Origin of the sequence: Clostridium intestinale DSM 6191 (genome assembly GCF_900130055.1) — a bacterium.
In the GTDB taxonomy this organism is placed as follows: domain Bacteria; phylum Bacillota; class Clostridia; order Clostridiales; family Clostridiaceae; genus Clostridium_T; species Clostridium_T intestinale.
Genome location: NZ_FQXU01000007.1, coordinates 349,427 through 368,167 on the forward strand (window position 1 = coordinate 349,427; position 18,741 = coordinate 368,167).

The window sequence follows — 18,741 nt, forward strand, 5'->3', positions numbered from 1 at the left end:
TTTGAGAATATTATAGCATAATTACTATATTTATACTATTTAACTTTTCTTAGTTCACTTAATTCCTCTTGTATAGCCTTAGCTAATTCCTCATAATCATTTAACAAATAATTATAGGCTAAGTCGTATATTTCCATCTCAACTTTGTATTCTTTTTCTTTATTTTTAATTTTTTCATCTTTTGTTCTATGTAAGTATTTTTCCACTAAACACTTGAAATATTCTTTATCTAAAAATTCCATTGATAATTTTAATTTTTCAAGATAATATAGGCTTTTCTTTTCCTTTATTAATAAAAAGTCAATAAACATAAAATATATGCTTTTATCATTAAGTGAGGCTTTAATTTTTTTTAAAAAGTACTCTTCATCTATTAGCTCTTCTATCTCTTCTTCCGATATCCTTAATGATCTAAGTCTGTTTCTCAGATTATAGAGCCTAGAATACTCCTTAGTTTGAATTAATAAAGATATATACTTAGTATATGCTTCTTCCTTAGTTATTTCTCCCTGCCCTTGTATAGCAATTAAACAAAATAAGTCCTCTAAGTTTTCTGACGCTTTTTTAAATTCTAAACTACTTATATTGTACTTGTACTCCATCCAAAGCTCTTTTTCCCAAGTTAAACACCTAGAATCTAAGTTTTCCTTATAAACTTCTTTTTTGGATATTATATAAGCATTTTGTAGATTTCTATATGAATCTATATATTGTCTCTGCTGTTCCTTAATATACGCTAGATTAAGGTATGCATCTTCTATTTCACCAAACTTAAGAAGTACCTTTAAACATAGTTTTTCAGCTAATTCATAGTCTTCTAAGTTAACTGAACAATCTATCATAGAAACTAAACAAGTTAGTTCTTCATCCTTTTCTAAAGCTTCTTCTTTTGCTTTTGTAAACATATCTATAGCATCTTTAAATTTATTTTCTTTTTTAAGCCTAATTCCTTCATTAATTAATATCTGAAATTTACCTCTAGCCATATAGCATTCCTCCATCCCTAGAAGCAAGTGAAACTTGATATAGTCCCCCTTTTATTGTAATTTTTTTCTATGATAATATCAATAAAAAAGAAGGGCTTGCCATAAAGATTATAAAAATCTCATTACAAGTCCCTATTTCTGAAATTTATGAAAGTTGCTTTTTATATTTCTCTATTAGTTCTCAACTTTCAGTTCTCAACCATAAGTTGTTAAACTATTCTATTTTTCTTTTCTCCTTTATAAAAAGCTTCTATATTCTCAATTAAATAACCAAAAAGCTTTTCTCTAGCTTCCACACTTGCCCAAGCTATATGAGGAGTTGCAACAAGTCTATCCTTGTTTTTAATCTGTAATAAAGGACTATCTTTTCCTATTGGTTCTGAAACAAATACATCTAAGGCTGCACCTTTTATCAAACCCTCATCTAAAGCTTTTGCTAAATCCTCTTCTTTCACAATCGGTCCTCTACCCATATTTACTAAAACTGAACTCTTCTTCATCTTTTTTAAGTTTTCATAATTAATAAGTCCTAAAGTTTTATCATTAAGTGGAGCATGTATCGATATTATATCTGAAGTTGATAGAAGTTCATCAAGCTCCACCTTAGTGTAGTCAGCATTGTTGTTATTTCCTGACGCTGAGTAATATTGAACTTCTGCACCAAAAGCAGTAGCAATAGCCGCAACCTTTCTTCCTATTGCTCCAAGACCTATTATTCCCCAAGTTTTACCTGATATATCATTAAACTCTCTATCTATATGCGTGAAAATAGGACTTTTAGCATAATTTCCACTTTTCACATAGTCATCATAATAAGCTATTTCATTGTACAAATGTAGAAGAGTTGCAAAAGTATGCTGAGCTACTGAGTTTGTAGAATAACCTGCAACATTAGTTACTGCTATTCCCTTTTCTTTAGCATACTCAATATCTATATTATTAAAACCTGTTGCCATTTCGCAGATTAGCTCAAGATTTTTTGCATTTGATAAGTTATCTTTATTTAACTCAACTTTATTAGTTAAAATTACATTTGCATCCTGAATTCTTGAAGCAACTTCATTATCCTCTGTTAAATCATAATAAGTTACTTCTCCCAAAGAATTTAACAAGCTAAAATCTACATTCCCCATACTTATTCCATCTAATATCACAATTTTTCTCATGAATACTCTTCCTCCTAAAGTTCCTTTTATCTCTTATTATAATAAATAGTTATTAAGTCTCTTCTCAACTACTTCAATCTTTTCACCTGTTCTTCTGCTATAATCCTCTATTTGATCCTTAGAAAGTTTAAGAAGATCAAAATATCTTGATTTTGGAGCCCCAAAGTACAATCCACATACAGATGATACAGGGTTCATCATATAGCTTTCAGTTAAAGTTACAGAAGTTACCTCAGTTCCATTTAATAACTTAAATAGTTTCTCCATTTGTTTAGGATCTTTTAAAGATGGATAACCAAAGGCTGGTCTTATTCCTCTATATTTGCTTTGGAATAGTTCCTTTTTAGTTATATTTTCTTCTTTTGAGTAACCCCAATATACTTTTCTTATTTCTTCATGTAATTTCTCAGCAGAAGCTTCAGCTAATCTATCACATAAAAGTTTAAGCATAATAGCTTTATAGTCTTCTCCGCTATTTTTAAGTTCTCTTTCATACTCATTTACTTCAGTACCTGCTGTCACTAAAAATCCGCCTATATAGTCCACTCTATTGCTATCTAAAGGTGCTACAAAGTCAGCTAAGGATAAATAAGAGCCTTCTGATTTCTCTCTTTGTTGACGCAAGAAATTGAAAGTTTCTAAAACTCCACCCTTCTCATCGTGAATAACAATATCTTCTCCTATAGAATTACATGGAAAAATACCAAATACACCCTTTGGACACACTTTGTTATTTTTCTCTAATTCATCTAACATTTCATTTGCTTCCTTAAATAGCTTTTTAGCTTCTTGTGCATACTTCTCATCTTCTAAAATTTCTGGATAAGTTTTTTTCATTTCCCAAGCTATAAAGAAGAAAGTCCAATCTATATATTCTCTAAGTTCTCTAACTGAATACTTAATTTCTTTTATTCCTATAAACTCAGGTTTATCTATTACTTCAGTATTCCAATCAAGTTTTAAAGCTTTCCCTTTAGCCTCTTCTATAGAAACATTTTTTATAGAAATAGCTTTATAATTTTCTCTTGCTTTTTCATACTCTTCTTTTACCTTTTCTAAATATCCTTTTTTATCTTTCATTAGCTCCTTAAGAATCTCTACAGTCTTTGAAGCATCTCCTCCATAAATTACTCCATTAGAGTAATTAGGTGCTATCTTTAGAGCTGTATGAGTTTTAGAGGTCGTTGCACCACCTATTAATAATGGAACATCAAACCCTTGCTTTTCCATTTCTGAAGCTACATGTGCCATCTCATCTAAAGATGGTGTAATAAGTCCACTTAAACCTATAGCATCTACATTTTCCTCTTTTGCTCTTTTTAATATTTCCTCACAAGGAACCATAACCCCTAAATCTATAACTTCAAAGTTATTGCAGGCTAATACAACTCCAACTATATTTTTACCTATATCGTGAACATCACCTTTTACAGTTGCCAAAAGTATTTTGCCAGCTTTAGAGCCACCTTTTGAATTTTCAGCTTTTATATATGGCATCAATATCTCTACTGCCTTTTTCATAACCCTTGCAGACTTAACAACTTGAGGAAGGAACATCTTTCCTTCACCAAATAAGTCTCCAACGATTTTCATTCCATCCATTAAAGGTCCTTCAATTATAATTAAAGCCTTATCATATTGTTTTCTAGCTTCCTCTAAATCCTCTTCAAGATAATCGCTTATTCCTTTAACTATTGCATGGCTTAGTCTTTTCTCTATATCTTCACTTCTCCAAAGTTCTATTTTTTCTTCTTGTTTTCCACCTTGCTCTCTATACTTTTCAGCAAGTTCAAGAAGTTCTTCTCTAGCTCCTTGCTTCTTATTTAATACTACATTTTCAACTAGTTCTAGAAGTTCCTCTGGAATATCATCATAAATCCTTATCATTCCTGGATTAACAATCCCCATATCCATTCCAGCTTTAATAGCATGATATAAAAATACTGAATGCATAGCTTCTCTTATAACATTATTTCCTCTAAATGAAAAACTAAGATTAGAAACTCCTCCTGATATCTTTGCATAAGGTAGGTTTTCCTTTATCCATTTAGTTGCTTTAATAAAATCTACTCCATAATTATCATGCTCATCCATCCCAGTAGCTATTGCTAGTATATTAGGATCAAATATTATATCTTCTGGTGGAAAGTTAATCTTATTAACTAATAAATCATAGGCTCTTTTGCATATCTCTAATCTTCTTTCATAATTATCAGCCTGACCTTTTTCATCAAATGCCATTACAACTGTAGCTGCTCCAAAACTTTTAATGACTTTAGCTTTCTTTAAGAACTCTTCTTCTCCTTCTTTTAGAGATATAGAGTTAACTATAGGTTTTCCACCAATAGCTTGAATACCTGCCAAAATTACTTCCCATCTTGATGAGTCTATCATAATAGGTTTTCTTGCAACTTCAGGTTCAGATGCTAAAAGCTTTAAGAAGTGATCCATCTCTTCTTTTCCTTCTAAAAGTCCATCATCAAAGTTTACATCTAAAACCTGGGCTCCATTTTCAACCTGTTCCCTAGCTATTGCTAAAGCTTCTTCATACTTTTTCTCTCTTATAAGTCTTGCAAACTTAGCAGAACCTGCAACATTTAGTCTCTCTCCTATATTTACAAAGTTATTTTCTTCTTTAACTTCTAGTAACTCTAATCCTGCATAAGAACTTACTCTTTTTACTTCTGGTATAACTCTTGGGGAATACTCTTGTGTAAGTTCATGTATGGCTTTAATGTGTGCAGGAGTAGTTCCACAACAACCCCCTACAATGTTTAAATGACTTTCATCTAATAATTCTTTTAAATTCTTCACAGTTATTTCTGGAATCTCATCATATTCTCCTAATAAGTTTGGTAACCCTGCATTAGGATATACAGATATATATAAGTCCTGCTTTTTAGATAGCTCTTTTACAAATGGAACTAATTCCTTAACTCCAAATGAACAGTTCAAACCTATAGATATTACATAATCGCTTTTCATAGATACAGCAAAAGCTTCTAATGTCTGACCTGATAGAATTCTTCCACCTTTATCATTTATTGTTCCAGAAATCATTATAGGAAGAACCTTTCCTTTTTCTTCATAGACCTCCTCAGCTGCAATAATAGCTGCTCTAGCATTTAAGGAATCGAATATAGTCTCAATTAAAAGTACATCTACTCCACCATCTATTAAGCCTCTTATCTGAACTTTATAAGAATCTAAAACCTCTTTAAAACTTACGCTTCTATATGCTGGGTTTTCAACCTCTGGAGACATGGATAAAGTTTTATTTGTAGGCCCTATAGAACCTGCTACAAACCTTGGATTTTCTGGAGTCGAAAACCCATTAGCTACTTCTTTAGCTATTTTTGCTCCTTGAAAATTTAAATCATAAACTAAATCTGTTAATCCATAATCTTCTTGTGATATCACGTTACTGTTAAAAGTATTAGTTTCTATTATATGGGCCCCTGCCTCTAAATACGCTTTTTGTATTTCTTTAATAACCTCTGGCTTTGTTAAACTTAATAAATCATTATTACCTTTTTGATCTTTATTAAAATCCTTTAATAATTCTCCCCTAAAATCATCTTCTTTAAGTTTATATGCTTGAATACAAGTTCCCATTGCCCCATCAAGAACCAGTATTTTCTTTTCAAGTTCCTTTATTAATAATGTATCTTTAAATAAATGCCCCCTCATTAGTTGCCTCCTTAATTATCTAGTTTATTTGTATTTCTTTATCTGATGTCTAGCCACTGTAACACTCCCATCTTATATTAAAGTGGGAGATAACAGTGGCACGACCCTAGATAAGTTTCACTTTATACATTTTATGTATTATTATACTATATGAACTACTCCAATTCTATATTTAGACAAAATAATTGACTTTATGCCCTCTGCAAAAAATTTAAACTAAATCCTATACAAAAAAATGTAACCATATTATTATGATTACATCTTTTCTCACCTTAATTTATAAGCTTTCTGATATTCAAAACCCTATCTCTGTTTTTTAAATCTAAAATTTCACAGTTTGTTTTGAAAAACCTCACACAACCTGATTTCTGTGTCCCTCTAACACATCTATATTTCTCTCCATCTATCAATGAAATAAGAGAGTTATATTTATCAAAACCTAGAAACTTAACTTCCCTTCCCATATTTTTTAGCATTTTTAGACTTTCTCCTATAAGAGTATCAATATCTTCACAATATCTTTTTAAACGTACCTCAAAGACTTTTTCGTCAGAATTATTAATATTATCCATACTTTTATTTTCTCCAAATATATCTAAAATTAATCCCAAGATATATAGTTTTCTATATAGGTTAAAGCAGCTTCTCTGCAATTAGGGCAGTGTATATTATCAATTTCTTTTAAATTATTAATCTTCGCCATTTTATTATTACACTTGTTACAGTACATTTGCTCTTCAAACTTTACTCCATCTTGAAAATCAATTTTTAAAGCACTCTTATCTACAATTTCAGAGCATTCTTCACAATAGTATATTTGTCTAGTTACATGAAAATCTTCTACACAGTAATTTTCTAGTAACCTTTCTACAACATTAATATTTCTTTCATCTATAGTTTCCATTGTCTTCTCAAAAGTAGGTTTATACATTCCATATCCTAAAAGTAATTCCTTTGAAAACTCACATTTATTACATTTTATAATTATACCACTTCCCATGCTTTACTCCTCACCCCCTAATTATGAATATCTTCTAATATATCTATATTACATAACTGGAGATTTATTCTAAGTTATAAAAAAGTTATCTATATTTAATAAAAAAGTCGCCAAGGCGATTATGAGCCGTCGACTTTTTTTGCGCATCTGCCTTTCCAAACGCATGTGAGGAAAAACTGGCAGGCGCTCAATTTTCTTGTTTTTTATTCTTTAGGAGCTTCATGTCTAATAAATGAATTTAACGCAACCACTCCTACGTCGGGTTGCTACAGCAATAATGTGTATAATTTCCTAAAGAATAAAATAGGCCTATAAGTTGTTATCAACTCATAGGCCTTTATTTCACCGTATTTTGTTAGCCTAGAGCAACATCAAGAAGCATCATAACAGCAAATCCTAAAATTGTTCCCATAGTTGCAATATCAGATCCTGAATCTGCTTGCGACTCTGGTATTAGTTCTTCAACTACAACAAATATCATAGCTCCTGCTGCAAAGGCTAAGGCATAAGGTAATATTCCTTTCATAGTCAGTACGAGCACTGCTCCTATAACTCCCGATATAGGTTCTACTACTCCTGAAAGCTGTCCAAACATAAAACTTTTCCATCTAGATAACCCTTCTCTTCTTAATGGAACGGATACAGCTGCGCCTTCTGGAAAGTTTTGAAGTCCTATACCTAATGCTAAAGCTATTGCCGATGCTAAAGTAGCTCCAGAACCACCATCAGCTAAAGCTCCAAATGCAACTCCAACTGCTAATCCTTCTGGTATATTATGAAGGGTTATAGCCAAAACCAAAAGTATACTTCTTTTAAGGGAGGTTTTAACCCCTTCTTCCTCTCCTTCACCTTTATCAAGGTGTAAGTGAGGTAAAAATTTATCTACAACTCTTAGAAAAAATCCACCTAATAAAAATCCTATAACAGCAGGTATCCAAGGAACAATTCCCATTTCCTCTGCCATCTCTATAGAAGGTTTTAATAATGACCAAAAGCTCGCTGCTATCATAATTCCTGCAGCAAAACCTAACATGGCATTTAAAACTTTTTTATTTATGTCTTTAAAGAAAAAAACTACTGCTGCTCCAAGAGCAGTTATACCCCAAGTAAATAAAGTCGCTATAAGAGCAAGTAAGATAGGATTATAGTTTTCCATCTATATCAATCTCCTTTCCTTATCCAATATATGAATAAAAAAAGTAGATTGATATCAGAATTTATCGATTCTCTATACTTTTGCAAACTTTTTTTCTAAAAAATTCTCCCAAATTATATTACATATCATTGCAACTACAATTCCTAAACACATTCCTGCTATGACATCACTCAAATAATGTACATATAAATAAATTCTAGAAAAACCTATGATACATGCTAATGTAATAAATAAAAAAGAATACTTCTTAATGTGTAAACTTAAGATAGTAGCTGCAGCAAAAGCACTTGAAGTATGTCCTGATGGAAAAGAAAAAGAGCTTGGTGGCTTAACTATAAGCTCAATTCCCTCTATGCTTATAAAGGGCCTCTCCCTTTCGATTATGTTTTTTAATGCTACATCACCTATTAAATAGTTTACTAAAAGTACGGCTAATGTAAGTATTCCAGCTTTTCTATATTTTCTACTTATTATTAGGGCTAATGAAATTACAATCCAAATAGCACCCCCATGACCTAAATTGGTTATGATAGGCAAAACACTATCCAAAAAACTATTTGATATATACTTCTGAATAAAATCAAAAGTATTTAAATCCAAACTTTTAATAAAATCCATTACTCTCCTCCTAAAATAACTTTTAATAATAAACTTAAAATTTTTATGCTACCACTTATCCTAGTATAAATATGGCAAAAATAAAAGCGGCATAACCGCTTTTAAGTAAATAATCTTCTTTCAACAACTATCAAATCATCTTCATTAATATTTTTAAACCAACTATCTAATTTATTTTTAGCTTTTGTTTTTACTTCATCATCAACGTGCCTTGCTATTTTTATTAATGCAAACATCAAAGCTCCAAAATCATCTGTAAATCCTGCAAGTGGTATAAAATCTGGTATACTATCTATTGGTGCGATAAAATACCCTAAAGCACCTATTACTATTAGCTTTTCTTTCATAGATATCTCAGGTTTTTTCATAGCATAAAATAAAATTAAAATAGCATACACAACCTTAGTTCCTGCTTTTGTAGCATACTTCTTTAATTTTGAAAACAACTTATTTTCAGAATAAAATTTTTTGTAGCTTTTTCTCATAAAAGCACCTTCCAATTTAATTTATTTCTATACTGTTCAGTTTAACCACTTTATAACTTCTTAATATACTTGTCTATATTACTTTTAATGAATTAATAAGCTGATTATCTATATTGCTTTCAATTACTTCTAATACTTCCACTTTTCCATCTGATTTATATAGTGCGCTTACTAGAATTATTTCTTTTTTTTCTATAAATTCCTTTATTATTGGACTTTCATATATAATATCTAATGTGTTTTTTATATTTACCTTTATAGTATTTAGATAGATATCCTCTTTAAAATGTGTTTTCACATACTTAACTGATGGTTCTATCTTTTTTAATACATATTTTATACTTCCATTGAATTCTGCTTTTTCCTCAAATTGATCTATTGCACCCTTAACTGCCCCACAGTTTTCGTGCCCCAAAACCATAACTATAGATGCTCCACCAACTTCAACTCCATACTCTATTGATCCTAAAGCATCTTCATTCATAACATTTCCTGCTATCCTAATTTCAAACAAGTCACCAAGTCCTTGATTAAATACTATAGTTGGTGTGATTCTAGAATCAGAGCAGGATACAACTACTCCAAAAGGGTATTGATTTTCTCTTAAGCTTTCTATTTTATTATTTGATATATCTACCTCTTCATAGTTGTCCTTGTTATAAAAATTTTCATTTCCCTTAAGCAATCTTTTAAGATACTCTTTAGCCTCTAACATTCTTGTCAATTTATAGCCCCCTACTTACAACTTATGATTATAATAAATCTTTTCCCCACTCTTTAAATCCTACTAAAACCTTGTCTTCTGTTACTAATATAGGTCTTTTTACAAGCATTCCATTAGTAGCAAGTAGTTCTAATAAAGATTCCTCTGAATCACTTTTTACTCTGTCTTTTAAATTCATTTCTTTATATAATTTCCCACTTGTATTAAAAAATTTATTTATTGTTAGTCCACTTTTATCTAACCATTTTTTCAACTCTTCTTTAGTAGGATTATCTTCAACAATGTGTCTATCTATAAAGTCTATGTTGTTTTCTTTTAGAAATTTTTTAGCCTTTATGCAGGTAGTGCATTTAGGATAATTAACGAATAATGCTTCCATAATCTCCTCCTAACAAATTTTTATATATTATATCACAAATATCAATTATGTAACTACAAAAATAAAAAAGATGCTACATTAAGTTTGCAGCATCTTATATATTTCCTATTACTTAAACTCATTAAGGAATTTTTCTACGTTTTTAACATTCCATTCCCTATCCACTACTGGTGGGTTATCCTTAACAATTGGATGTAAATCCTCAAACACAGGTTTTCCTTCTTCTTTATAGATAATTCCTGTAGGAATCTTATCTCCAAACTCTAAGGCTTTTTCCATAGCTTTTGCTCTATCTGTTGGATCATATTCCTCTAGTAATCTATACACCCTATCTTTATACCACTTGAAAGTGTTAACCTTATTAAAGCTTACACAAGGTTCAACTATATCTACTAATGCATAACCTTTATGATTTACTGCTTCTTTTAGTACCTTAACCATAGTTTCCTTATCTCCTGAGAAAGCTCTACCAACAAATGTTGCCCCAGCTGATATTGCTATTGCTAAAGGATTTAAAGGATTTTGCATAACTCCTTCAAACTGCATTGAAGTTACCTGTCCTAAAAATGTAGTTGGTGAACCTTGACCTTTAGTTAAACCATAGATTTGGTTATCTCCTACTATTTGAGTTATATCTATATTTCTTCTTATAGCATGAAGGAAGTGATTACCACCCTCGCCATAAGCGTCTCCATCTCCACCTACTACAATTACTTTAAGATCCTTATTTACTATTTTAATACCTTGAGCTGGTGGAAGTGCTCTACCATGAAGTCCATTAAAACCATTTATTTTTAAATAGTGTGGCATTTTAGCAGCTTGGCCTATACCTGAAACTATAACAGCCTCATGAGGTTTAATCTCAAGTTCAGCTAAGGTTTGTTTAATACCATCTAATATTGAGAAGTGACCACAACCTGGACACCATGCAATTTCATCTTTTGAATCATATATTTTTAAATCAAGCATTACTTGTTCACCTCACTCTTTACTCTTTCATAAAGCTCAACTCCATTTATTTGGCGTCCATCATATTTTAATATGCTTCCGTCCATTAAAATTCCAGTTTCGCTAGCTATAAACTTACCTAGTTGACCATTGTAGTTTTGTTCAACATTTATAAACTTAACTTTACCTTTTAACTTATCTAAAGTCTTTTTAGGTAATGGGAATATATCACCAAAACTTAATGCTGCAACCTTAAGTCCTTCTTTATTTAGTAAATCTGTAGCTTCCTTTAACGCTCCATAAGTAGAACCCCATCCAACTAATACTGTATCAGGTTCTTCAACTCCAAAATAAACTGGTTCTTCTATATCAGCTTCCATAAGAACTTGCTTTTTCATTCTTTTTTCCATCATAGAATTTCTAACTTCTCCTGACTCAGTTATATGACCTTCATCAGTATGTTCATCTGAATCAACTAACACAGTTTGACCTGGAACTTTACCTGGAACTAACATTGGAGATATTCCATCCTCTGTAAGTTCATATCTCTTATATTCTTCACCTTCTTTAAAAGGTCCATCTACCCACTTACCTTTTTCAATAGTTAAATCATCTAACTTATATGGTGCTACTGTAACCTTACTATCTGCTAAGTATTGATCAGTTAACAAGATAACAAGTGTTTGGTACTTAGTTGCTAGATTTAATGCTCTAAAAGATTGATAAAATGCATCTTCAGCATTTCTTACTGATAATACAGCTCTTGGGAATTCACCATGAGATGCTGTTAATAAGAAACTTAAATCACTTTGCTCTGTTCTTGTAGGTAATCCTGTAGCTGGTCCTGGTCTTTGAGAATCCACAACAACTACTGGTGTTTCCATAATACCTGCAAGCCCAAAAGCTTCAACCATTAAAGATACTCCTCCACCTGAAGAACCAGTCATGGCTTTAGCTCCTGCATAAGATGCACCTATTGCCATATTTAAAGCTGCAACTTCATCCTCAACCTGTTCTACTACTATTCCTGCTTGAACTTGTTTTTTAGAAAGATAAGTCATTACAGAAGTAGCTGGAGTCATAGGATAACCACAGTAAAAGTTAACCCCTGCTGCCAGTGCCCCTAAAGCAATAGCTGTATTTCCATCAAGTAAAAGATGATCTTCTAAGTTTCCACCCTTTAATTGAAATTTTGTATCTATTAAATCATATCCTCTATTTAAAGCTTGTATATTTGTTTCTCTTATTTGCGGTGCGAATTTCTTTGGAAATATTTCTTCTACACCCTCTAATGAAATTCCGAAAAACTTAATAACAGCTCCTAATCCCACCATTCCTAATGCTTTAGAAAGCTTTAATTCCAATGCAGTCTTTTTTAGTGGAAGTTTTTTAAATCTGCTATCTTCTGAAACTAATGCATCATCTCCTATAGCAACTCCATGTTCACTTAATCTTTCCATATGAAGATCTATTGTGTTTTGATCTAATGCAAAAATAACATCAACATTAGACGTATGAGTATATATAGGTTCATCTGAAAATCTCACTTGAAGGAAGTTATGACCTCCCCTTACTCTTGACATATAATCTTTGTTTGTAAAAACATAAAAACCTTTTTTCTTTAGTATTTTCTCTAAAAAATTACTAATAGTATCCATACCTTGGCCAGCAGCGCCGCCAATTAAAACATTATAATTCACTTCTAGTTACCTCCTTGATAATTAGGTGTCAATCTATCTTAAAAACTTAATAAAATTCAGTTCTTAATTCTATTATAAATGATAATTCTTTTTAATCAATAATTATTATCAATAGATATTCTTAATTATTATGCCCTAGGGAGGTATAGTTACCTCTAGCTTAAATTTGCTTATTATTTCGCAACTATTCTATAGCATTGTATATTTTATTGCTTCTCCTATATATTTATGATTTAGCAATCACACAAAGTTCGTGTATTACATCGATTATTAGTTAAATAAATATCTCTTCACCGAACATATTATGGTAAAATGTTATTAAATTACTTAAAATATGAAGGGAGATATATTATGAGTACATTCGTAGAAATCAAACCAGAAGAATTAACTGAAAATCCATTTAAACTTATAGGCAGTGATTGGACTTTAATTACTGCTGAAAAAGAAGGAAAAGTAAATACTATGACTGCCTCATGGGGTGGACTTGGTATTATGTGGGGTAAACCTGCAGCTTATATTTTTATAAGACCTCATCGTTACACTAAAGAATTTGTAGATGCTTCAGATACTTTTTCATTAACATTTTTTGATAACAGCTTTAAAAAACAGTTAGGTTATTTAGGCAGCACCTCTGGAAGAGATGAAGATAAAATATCAAAATCTAACCTAACAATAACACATGACGGTTCTACTCCTTACTTTGAAGAAGCAAAACTTACTGTTATATGTAAAAAACTTTATGCTCAAGAATTATCACCTGAAAGTTTTTCTGTAGATGGATTTGATGACAAATTCTATCAAGATAAAGACTACCATACAATGTATATCTCAGAGGTTCAAAAAGTTCTTATAAAACAATAATTTAAAAGAGGTAATAAAAAGCTTCCTGCTTTTTATTACCTCTTAGTTTTACTGGGGAAATAGTTTTATCTTCTCACCTTTGTCATCCAATAATTTGTAGTATCCATCTATAACATCTATCTTTTCACCTGCTATTTCTATGTAGAAGTAGTTCTCTCCTTCTGGTGACTTAGTATCATATTCTTTTAATATGATTTTTTCCCCATCAAATTCTACATCTCTCATCTTATCTAAAAATTCACCTGCATATTGAGTATACCTTATCTTTATTTGATTTTTATTTTCCATCTGCTTAAAAAAATCATCAATCTTATTTTTATTTATATATTCTCCACTGTCTGTTAAAAAAATTAATGACATATCTTTTTTTGCAGTTTCAATATCATAATTTTTCTTAATATTGGATTCTTTTAATTGTTCACTTTTAACTTCATTTGAATCTAGTTTCTTATATATTACATCTTTAGTTGCTGCAAGCGGTACATTATTATCTTCTTTAACAATGTAGCTTATTGCTGCTATTACTCCAAGAGTTATCAAAATTAATCCGTATTTTTTCACCTTACTCATCCCCCCTTCTATCAATTATTCTTAAATTTAGTTTATCAGATTTTATCATTTATTAGTAGAACTTGTAATAAAAGTAATGATTTTAGTAATTATCGTTAATTATTATTATTTTTATACAAACTGCAAAAAGAACCTTAAATTATTCAAAGTTCTTTTTTGCCTCCCTATTAAATAAATCCACCATTAACACGTATAGTCTGACCTGTTATCCAATTGGAATTATCACTTATTAAAAACTCAATTACTTTTGCAATATCCTCTGTTTCACCAAGACGTCCAAATGCATTCATCTTTTTCATTCCTTCTATTTGTTCTACTGTTTTTCCAGTAGTAAAAAGTTCTGTATTTACTGGCCCTGGTGCAACTGCATTAATTGTTATTTTCTTTGCTCCAAATTCTTTTGCCAATTGACGTGTTATTTGTTCAACCGCTCCTTTAGTTGCCGCGTAAAGACTATATCCAGGGAACATTTGACCTAAGACAGAAGTTGAGAAATTAATAATTCTTCCGTTATAAGCCATATGCTTCATAGCCTCTTTACATGCAAAATATGTTCCTTTTACATTTATAGAAAAATGATCATCGAAGTCCTTTTCACTTATTTCTAATAAAGGTTTTGTTCTCATTATACCTGCATTATTAATTAGGATATCTATTCTCCCAAAAGACTCTAGAGTCTTTTTAAACAAATCTTCTAATTCACTGACTTTACTTATATCTGCTTTTATTGCAATACCTTCTCCGCCATTTTTATTAATCTCTTCTATTACTTCTAATGCCTTTTCTTCGCTACTAGAATAATTAACTACTACCTTTATTCCTAAACTAGCTAGTTGTTTAGCTATAGTTTTCCCTATTCCTCTTGATGCTCCTGTTACTATAGCAACTCTCTCTTCTATATTTTTCATAACTACCTCTCCTTTAAACAGTATTCTTGAAATAATTATACAATTCAAGTAGATTAAAGTGGTATACAGTTCCTATAGTATTATTGCCTAATCCTACAAAAGAAATTATAATTATTATATTAATCACAAAAGGATGAGTGTTATGTCTAAAGAAATTAATAAAACTCAAATAAGTACTGAATCAAAGAAATCATTAGCCGAATTTATAGACTTGCATACTCACTCAGAAGGTATTCAAGATACTGAAATTCCAGCATTAAAACTTATTCGTTCAACAAACCCATTTAAATCTCTTCACTCAATATATGACCCATCAATATGTATTATTGCTCAAGGTTCAAAAATTGTAACTTTAGCTCAAGAAAGTTACAGATATGATCCTGCAACCTATTTGGTAGCCTCTGTTCATCTGCCTATATGTGGTGAAATAGTTGATGCTTCCAAAGATTCTCCATATCTATCACTTAAACTTAGTTTTTCTCCTGACGATATTCTAAACATAGTAAAGGATTGTCCTGATATGTGGAAACATAATGATGAAATCGGAAGAGGTCTTGTAGTAAATACACTTAAATCATCTATTTTAGAGCCTGTATTAAGACTTATAAAACTTTTAGATACGCCTAATGATATTCCTATTTTATATCCACTAATTACGCGTGAAATTCTTTACAGAGTTTTACAAGATGAAAGTGGTTATTTAATTAAACAATTTGCTATGCTAGGAAGCCATGCACAAGCAATATCTAAAGTTATTAAGATAATAAATCGTGATTACTATAAATCTTTAACTATTGAAGCTTTAGCCAAAGAGGTCTCAATGAGCGTTTCTTCATTACACACTCATTTCAAAAAGGTAACTGCAATGAGCCCACTTCAATATCAAAAATTAATAAGACTTCAAGAGGCTCGTCGTTTACTTCTTTCTGAAACTACTGAGGCCGCTGATGCGGGATTTAAAGTTGGGTATGAAAGTCCTTCACAATTTAGTCGTGAATATGCTAGATTATTTGGACTTCCTCCTATAAGTGATGTTAAAAAATTAAAAGATTCTTTAATATCTGTTTTTTAGTTAAAAATGATAAAAAGGAGTTGCTGCAAATCTAGATTTCTAGAGGTGCAACAACCCCTTTAATTCAAACATAATAGTATTAAATTATTATTTATTTAATTATTTAAGACACTAAAAACTTTATCAGCTATTTCAGAATCCATTTTTGTAAACTTACTTGAATAATCACTCCAGACTTCAATGTTTTCTATACTTTTTCCAAAGAGTATTTTTTCAAGATTTTTTCTTATTTTATGTAAATTTTCATACTTTGGATTAGATGGATCATCCTTTATTACCTCTAAAGTTGTTATTAAACTCTCTATAACCTTATTTTTATCATATTTTTTTTCTAAAGTTTTTTCATTAATATCTACACTTTCATCAAGCAGTAACTCTTCTTCATTTAATCCTTTTTGTATAAGTATTTTAGTATGTCCTACTACACAGCTGTTACCTTTACAACTTCCACAGCTTTCTGTTCCAAGGCATATCTCACCTATATCACTTTGTATTTTGTTGTAATAGTCATATAAATCTTTTGAAGTCTTCTTAAACAAGGTTTGTCTTCCTTGTCTTCGTCTTATAATTTCTGGTCTTAATAAAAATACTACAGCTACAACTAATACAGCTAAAAATAAAATAATATTTAATGGGGTCAAATAACTATCTGGTAAGGTTTCATATAACTTAGTTAATCCAAAGAACATAAATATAGAAGCTGCTATTATTTTCATAGTAAACTCTGGTATCTTGTCTCCAAGCTTTTTGCCTACAATAATTCCTAATACACCTGTAGCTATCATACCTGAAACTGATCCCGCTAATATAACTAAAGGATATACCGCATCTATAGATAAAGTTATTGCTGTTAATTGTGTTTTATCTCCTAACTCTCCTATAAAAAAAGCTAATGCAACTGTTATAACAGCGCCAAACTTAGATTTTTCAGCTTCTTCCTCCTCGTCTTCATCATCAGACTTTAAAGTCCACAGAGAAAATCCTACAAAAGCAAAACCAGCAACTATCTGTATTGTATTTATTGGAATAAAGTTAGAGATATAATGTCCTAACAATATACCTAGTCCATGATTTAGAAAAGATCCTAGAAATATTCCTGCTATAACTTTTTTAACTGGAAATTTTGTTGCAAATGCCATTGCTAGTATCTGTGTTTTATCTCCCATTTCTGCAATAAAAATAAGTATAAATGCTTTTAACAATTCTTGAACCATTGGGCCACCTCTTAATATCAATATTTAAATAAAAAGTACAAACTTTAATGTTGGGCATTTTATATTCGTACCTTTTTAATTTACTTAGTTTTTTAGACAAAAGAAAAGCGAGATATTTAGATTAATAAACCCTATAGTAAGGTCTACTAATCTAAAAGTCTCGCTACTTTAATCTTTTTAAAGCAAATAAAACCAGGATTTCTCCAGTATGTTGATTTTATTTATAGGCTTAGCCTCAGCTACTCCCTTTTAGAAATACGCTATCTTATTTTATTTAATAAAAGTATAATATCACATTTTTTTTATTTACACAATACTTATAAAAATTTTATATTTTTCATTTCACAGTTCCTATTCTCCAACATTCCACTGCTCCGCTGTTCCTCTTTTTCAACAGTCCTCTTTTCCACTGTTCTAACAGCCCAATGCACCGCCTTTTCACTGTTCTTATGTTCCACTTTTGAAATTTTCCTATGCTCCTACAGTCCACCTTTCCGCTTTTCCGATGCTCCTATGCTTTTGAGTAACGATGCTGCGCTTTTGCACTGCTTCAAAACTCCTGCATACCTCTGATTTATTTGTTTTCTCTGTAGAAAAATACTCTTTACCCAAAATTAAAAGAACTCAGCACTTTGCTAAGCTCTTCTACTATTCTTTATCTTATTTTAATTACTCCGCCTTCCATACCTGAAGTCGCTAAACTTGTGTACATTCCAAGTACTCCTTTAGTATATTTAGGTGGTTTTGGTGTCCATTCTTCTTTTCTTTCTTTTAGTGTTTTCTCTATCTCTTCTTTTGATTTTTCTTGTCCATTTATTCCTACTATGTTTATTCCTCTGTTTTCTATATCTATGTGGATTATATCTCCATCTTTAACTAAAGCTATTGGTCCTCCATTACTCGCTTCTGGAGATACGTGTCCTATAGCAGGTCCTCTAGTTGCTCCTGAGAATCTTCCATCTGTTATAAGAGCTACTGTTGAGTTTAGTTTTTCGTCTGAAGCTATGGCTTCTGTTGTATAGAACATTTCTGGCATTCCGGAGCCTCTTGGTCCTTCGTATCTTATTATTATTGCATCTCCTGGTTTTATGCCTCCATTTATAGTTGCTTCAAAGGCTTCTTCTTCTGAGTCAAAGGCTCTTGCACTTAGTTTTATATCTCTCATTCCTTTAGGTAAACTTGAGTGTTTAACCACGCATCCTTCTGGTGCTAGGTTTCCTTTAAGTACTGATACTGCTCCTATTTCACTTATTGGACTTTCAGC

General features: G+C 31.0%; 17 protein-coding genes and 1 pseudogene. 2 read left to right on the forward strand and 16 right to left on the reverse strand.

Annotated elements, in window-relative coordinates; all coding sequences use genetic code 11:
• Positions 1 to 35 precede the first annotated feature (35 nt).
• From BUA92_RS12700 to BUA92_RS12755, 12 genes are all read right to left on the reverse strand, one after another.
• Positions 36 to 986: a hypothetical protein gene (locus BUA92_RS12700; RefSeq protein WP_073020034.1), complete on the reverse strand. Its 951-nt coding sequence runs from the start codon at positions 984 to 986 to the stop codon at positions 36 to 38.
• 209 nt (positions 987 to 1,195) lie between these two features.
• Positions 1,196 to 2,152, reverse strand: coding sequence for a D-2-hydroxyacid dehydrogenase (locus tag BUA92_RS12705; RefSeq protein ID WP_073020035.1), 957 nt, complete (start codon positions 2,150 to 2,152; stop codon positions 1,196 to 1,198).
• A 36-nt stretch (positions 2,153 to 2,188) separates the two neighbouring features.
• Positions 2,189 to 5,842 (reverse strand): methionine synthase, encoded by a 3,654-nt coding sequence (gene metH / locus BUA92_RS12710; RefSeq protein ID WP_073020036.1) that lies wholly within the window; start codon positions 5,840 to 5,842, stop codon positions 2,189 to 2,191.
• A gap of 272 nt (positions 5,843 to 6,114) precedes the next feature.
• Positions 6,115 to 6,414 carry a hypothetical protein gene (locus BUA92_RS12715; RefSeq protein WP_073020037.1) on the reverse strand — a complete coding sequence of 100 codons (300 nt, stop codon included), beginning with the start codon at positions 6,412 to 6,414 and terminating at the stop codon, positions 6,115 to 6,117.
• 29 nt (positions 6,415 to 6,443) lie between these two features.
• A complete protein-coding gene (locus BUA92_RS12720; protein WP_021801247.1) occupies positions 6,444 to 6,842 on the reverse strand; it encodes a hypothetical protein in 399 nt (132 codons plus the stop codon).
• Positions 6,843 to 7,197: 355 nt separating this feature from the next.
• Positions 7,198 to 7,998: a ZIP family metal transporter gene (locus tag BUA92_RS12725; RefSeq protein WP_073020038.1), complete on the reverse strand. Its 801-nt coding sequence runs from the start codon at positions 7,996 to 7,998 to the stop codon at positions 7,198 to 7,200.
• 72 nt (positions 7,999 to 8,070) lie between these two features.
• The gene (locus BUA92_RS12730; RefSeq protein ID WP_073020039.1) at positions 8,071 to 8,616 is read right to left on the reverse strand and encodes a phosphatase PAP2 family protein; all 546 of its coding nucleotides are present in this window, start codon (positions 8,614 to 8,616) and stop codon (positions 8,071 to 8,073) included.
• 101 nt (positions 8,617 to 8,717) lie between these two features.
• A complete protein-coding gene (locus BUA92_RS12735) occupies positions 8,718 to 9,101 on the reverse strand; it encodes a YkvA family protein (protein ID WP_073020040.1) in 384 nt (127 codons plus the stop codon).
• A 73-nt stretch (positions 9,102 to 9,174) separates the two neighbouring features.
• Entirely contained in the window at positions 9,175 to 9,816 is a 642-nt protein-coding gene (locus BUA92_RS12740; RefSeq protein ID WP_073020070.1) for a carbonic anhydrase, read from the reverse strand.
• A 37-nt stretch (positions 9,817 to 9,853) separates the two neighbouring features.
• A complete protein-coding gene (locus tag BUA92_RS12745) occupies positions 9,854 to 10,204 on the reverse strand; it encodes an arsenate reductase family protein (protein WP_073020041.1) in 351 nt (116 codons plus the stop codon).
• Positions 10,205 to 10,312: 108 nt separating this feature from the next.
• Positions 10,313 to 11,173, reverse strand: a complete 861-nt coding sequence (locus BUA92_RS12750) for a 2-oxoacid:ferredoxin oxidoreductase subunit beta (protein ID WP_073020042.1) — start codon at positions 11,171 to 11,173, stop codon at positions 10,313 to 10,315.
• Entirely contained in the window at positions 11,173 to 12,852 is a 1,680-nt protein-coding gene (locus tag BUA92_RS12755; RefSeq protein ID WP_073020043.1) for a 2-oxoacid:acceptor oxidoreductase subunit alpha, read from the reverse strand. The genes BUA92_RS12750 and BUA92_RS12755 overlap by 1 nt, the downstream gene beginning before the upstream one ends.
• Positions 12,853 to 13,203: 351 nt before the next feature.
• On the opposite strand from BUA92_RS12755, the gene BUA92_RS12760 reads away from it, so the two are divergent.
• Positions 13,204 to 13,713 (forward strand): flavin reductase, encoded by a 510-nt coding sequence (locus BUA92_RS12760; protein WP_073020044.1) that lies wholly within the window; start codon positions 13,204 to 13,206, stop codon positions 13,711 to 13,713.
• A 48-nt stretch (positions 13,714 to 13,761) separates the two neighbouring features.
• On the opposite strand, the gene BUA92_RS12765 is transcribed toward BUA92_RS12760, so the two are convergent.
• Together BUA92_RS12765 and BUA92_RS12770 are read right to left on the reverse strand one after the other, a co-directional pair.
• Complete coding sequence (locus tag BUA92_RS12765; RefSeq protein WP_073020045.1) at positions 13,762 to 14,274, reverse strand: hypothetical protein; 513 nt, start codon at positions 14,272 to 14,274, stop codon at positions 13,762 to 13,764.
• Between the two features lie 176 nt (positions 14,275 to 14,450).
• A complete protein-coding gene (locus BUA92_RS12770; protein WP_073020046.1) occupies positions 14,451 to 15,191 on the reverse strand; it encodes an SDR family oxidoreductase in 741 nt (246 codons plus the stop codon).
• 142 nt (positions 15,192 to 15,333) lie between these two features.
• On the opposite strand from BUA92_RS12770, the gene BUA92_RS12775 reads away from it, so the two are divergent.
• Entirely contained in the window at positions 15,334 to 16,263 is a 930-nt protein-coding gene (locus tag BUA92_RS12775; protein WP_073020047.1) for an AraC family transcriptional regulator, read from the forward strand.
• Between the two features lie 95 nt (positions 16,264 to 16,358).
• Here the strand turns inward: BUA92_RS12775 and BUA92_RS12780 are convergent, their stop codons facing one another.
• Together BUA92_RS12780 and BUA92_RS12785 are read right to left on the reverse strand one after the other, a co-directional pair.
• Positions 16,359 to 17,477, reverse strand: coding sequence for a TMEM165/GDT1 family protein (locus BUA92_RS12780; protein WP_073020048.1), 1,119 nt, complete (start codon positions 17,475 to 17,477; stop codon positions 16,359 to 16,361).
• Positions 17,478 to 18,132: 655 nt separating this feature from the next.
• Positions 18,133 to 18,741: pseudogene (locus BUA92_RS12785) on the reverse strand (dihydroxy-acid dehydratase); the annotation flags it as partial.

Coding starts and splice junctions, on each gene's coding strand:
- BUA92_RS12700 (WP_073020034.1), bottom strand. CDS start 986: ATGGCTAGAGGTAAATTTCAGATATTAATTAATGAAGGAATTAGGCTT.
- BUA92_RS12705 (WP_073020035.1), bottom strand. CDS start 2,152: ATGAGAAAAATTGTGATATTAGATGGAATAAGTATGGGGAATGTAGAT.
- metH (WP_073020036.1), bottom strand. CDS start 5,842: ATGAGGGGGCATTTATTTAAAGATACATTATTAATAAAGGAACTTGAA.
- BUA92_RS12715 (WP_073020037.1), bottom strand. CDS start 6,414: ATGGATAATATTAATAATTCTGACGAAAAAGTCTTTGAGGTACGTTTA.
- BUA92_RS12720 (WP_021801247.1), bottom strand. CDS start 6,842: ATGGGAAGTGGTATAATTATAAAATGTAATAAATGTGAGTTTTCAAAG.
- BUA92_RS12725 (WP_073020038.1), bottom strand. CDS start 7,998: ATGGAAAACTATAATCCTATCTTACTTGCTCTTATAGCGACTTTATTT.
- BUA92_RS12730 (WP_073020039.1), bottom strand. CDS start 8,616: ATGGATTTTATTAAAAGTTTGGATTTAAATACTTTTGATTTTATTCAG.
- BUA92_RS12735 (WP_073020040.1), bottom strand. CDS start 9,101: ATGAGAAAAAGCTACAAAAAATTTTATTCTGAAAATAAGTTGTTTTCA.
- BUA92_RS12740 (WP_073020070.1), bottom strand. CDS start 9,816: ATGTTAGAGGCTAAAGAGTATCTTAAAAGATTGCTTAAGGGAAATGAA.
- BUA92_RS12745 (WP_073020041.1), bottom strand. CDS start 10,204: ATGGAAGCATTATTCGTTAATTATCCTAAATGCACTACCTGCATAAAG.
- BUA92_RS12750 (WP_073020042.1), bottom strand. CDS start 11,173: ATGCTTGATTTAAAAATATATGATTCAAAAGATGAAATTGCATGGTGT.
- BUA92_RS12760 (WP_073020044.1), top strand. CDS start 13,204: ATGAGTACATTCGTAGAAATCAAACCAGAAGAATTAACTGAAAATCCA.
- BUA92_RS12770 (WP_073020046.1), bottom strand. CDS start 15,191: ATGAAAAATATAGAAGAGAGAGTTGCTATAGTAACAGGAGCATCAAGA.
- BUA92_RS12775 (WP_073020047.1), top strand. CDS start 15,334: ATGTCTAAAGAAATTAATAAAACTCAAATAAGTACTGAATCAAAGAAA.
- BUA92_RS12780 (WP_073020048.1), bottom strand. CDS start 17,477: ATGGTTCAAGAATTGTTAAAAGCATTTATACTTATTTTTATTGCAGAA.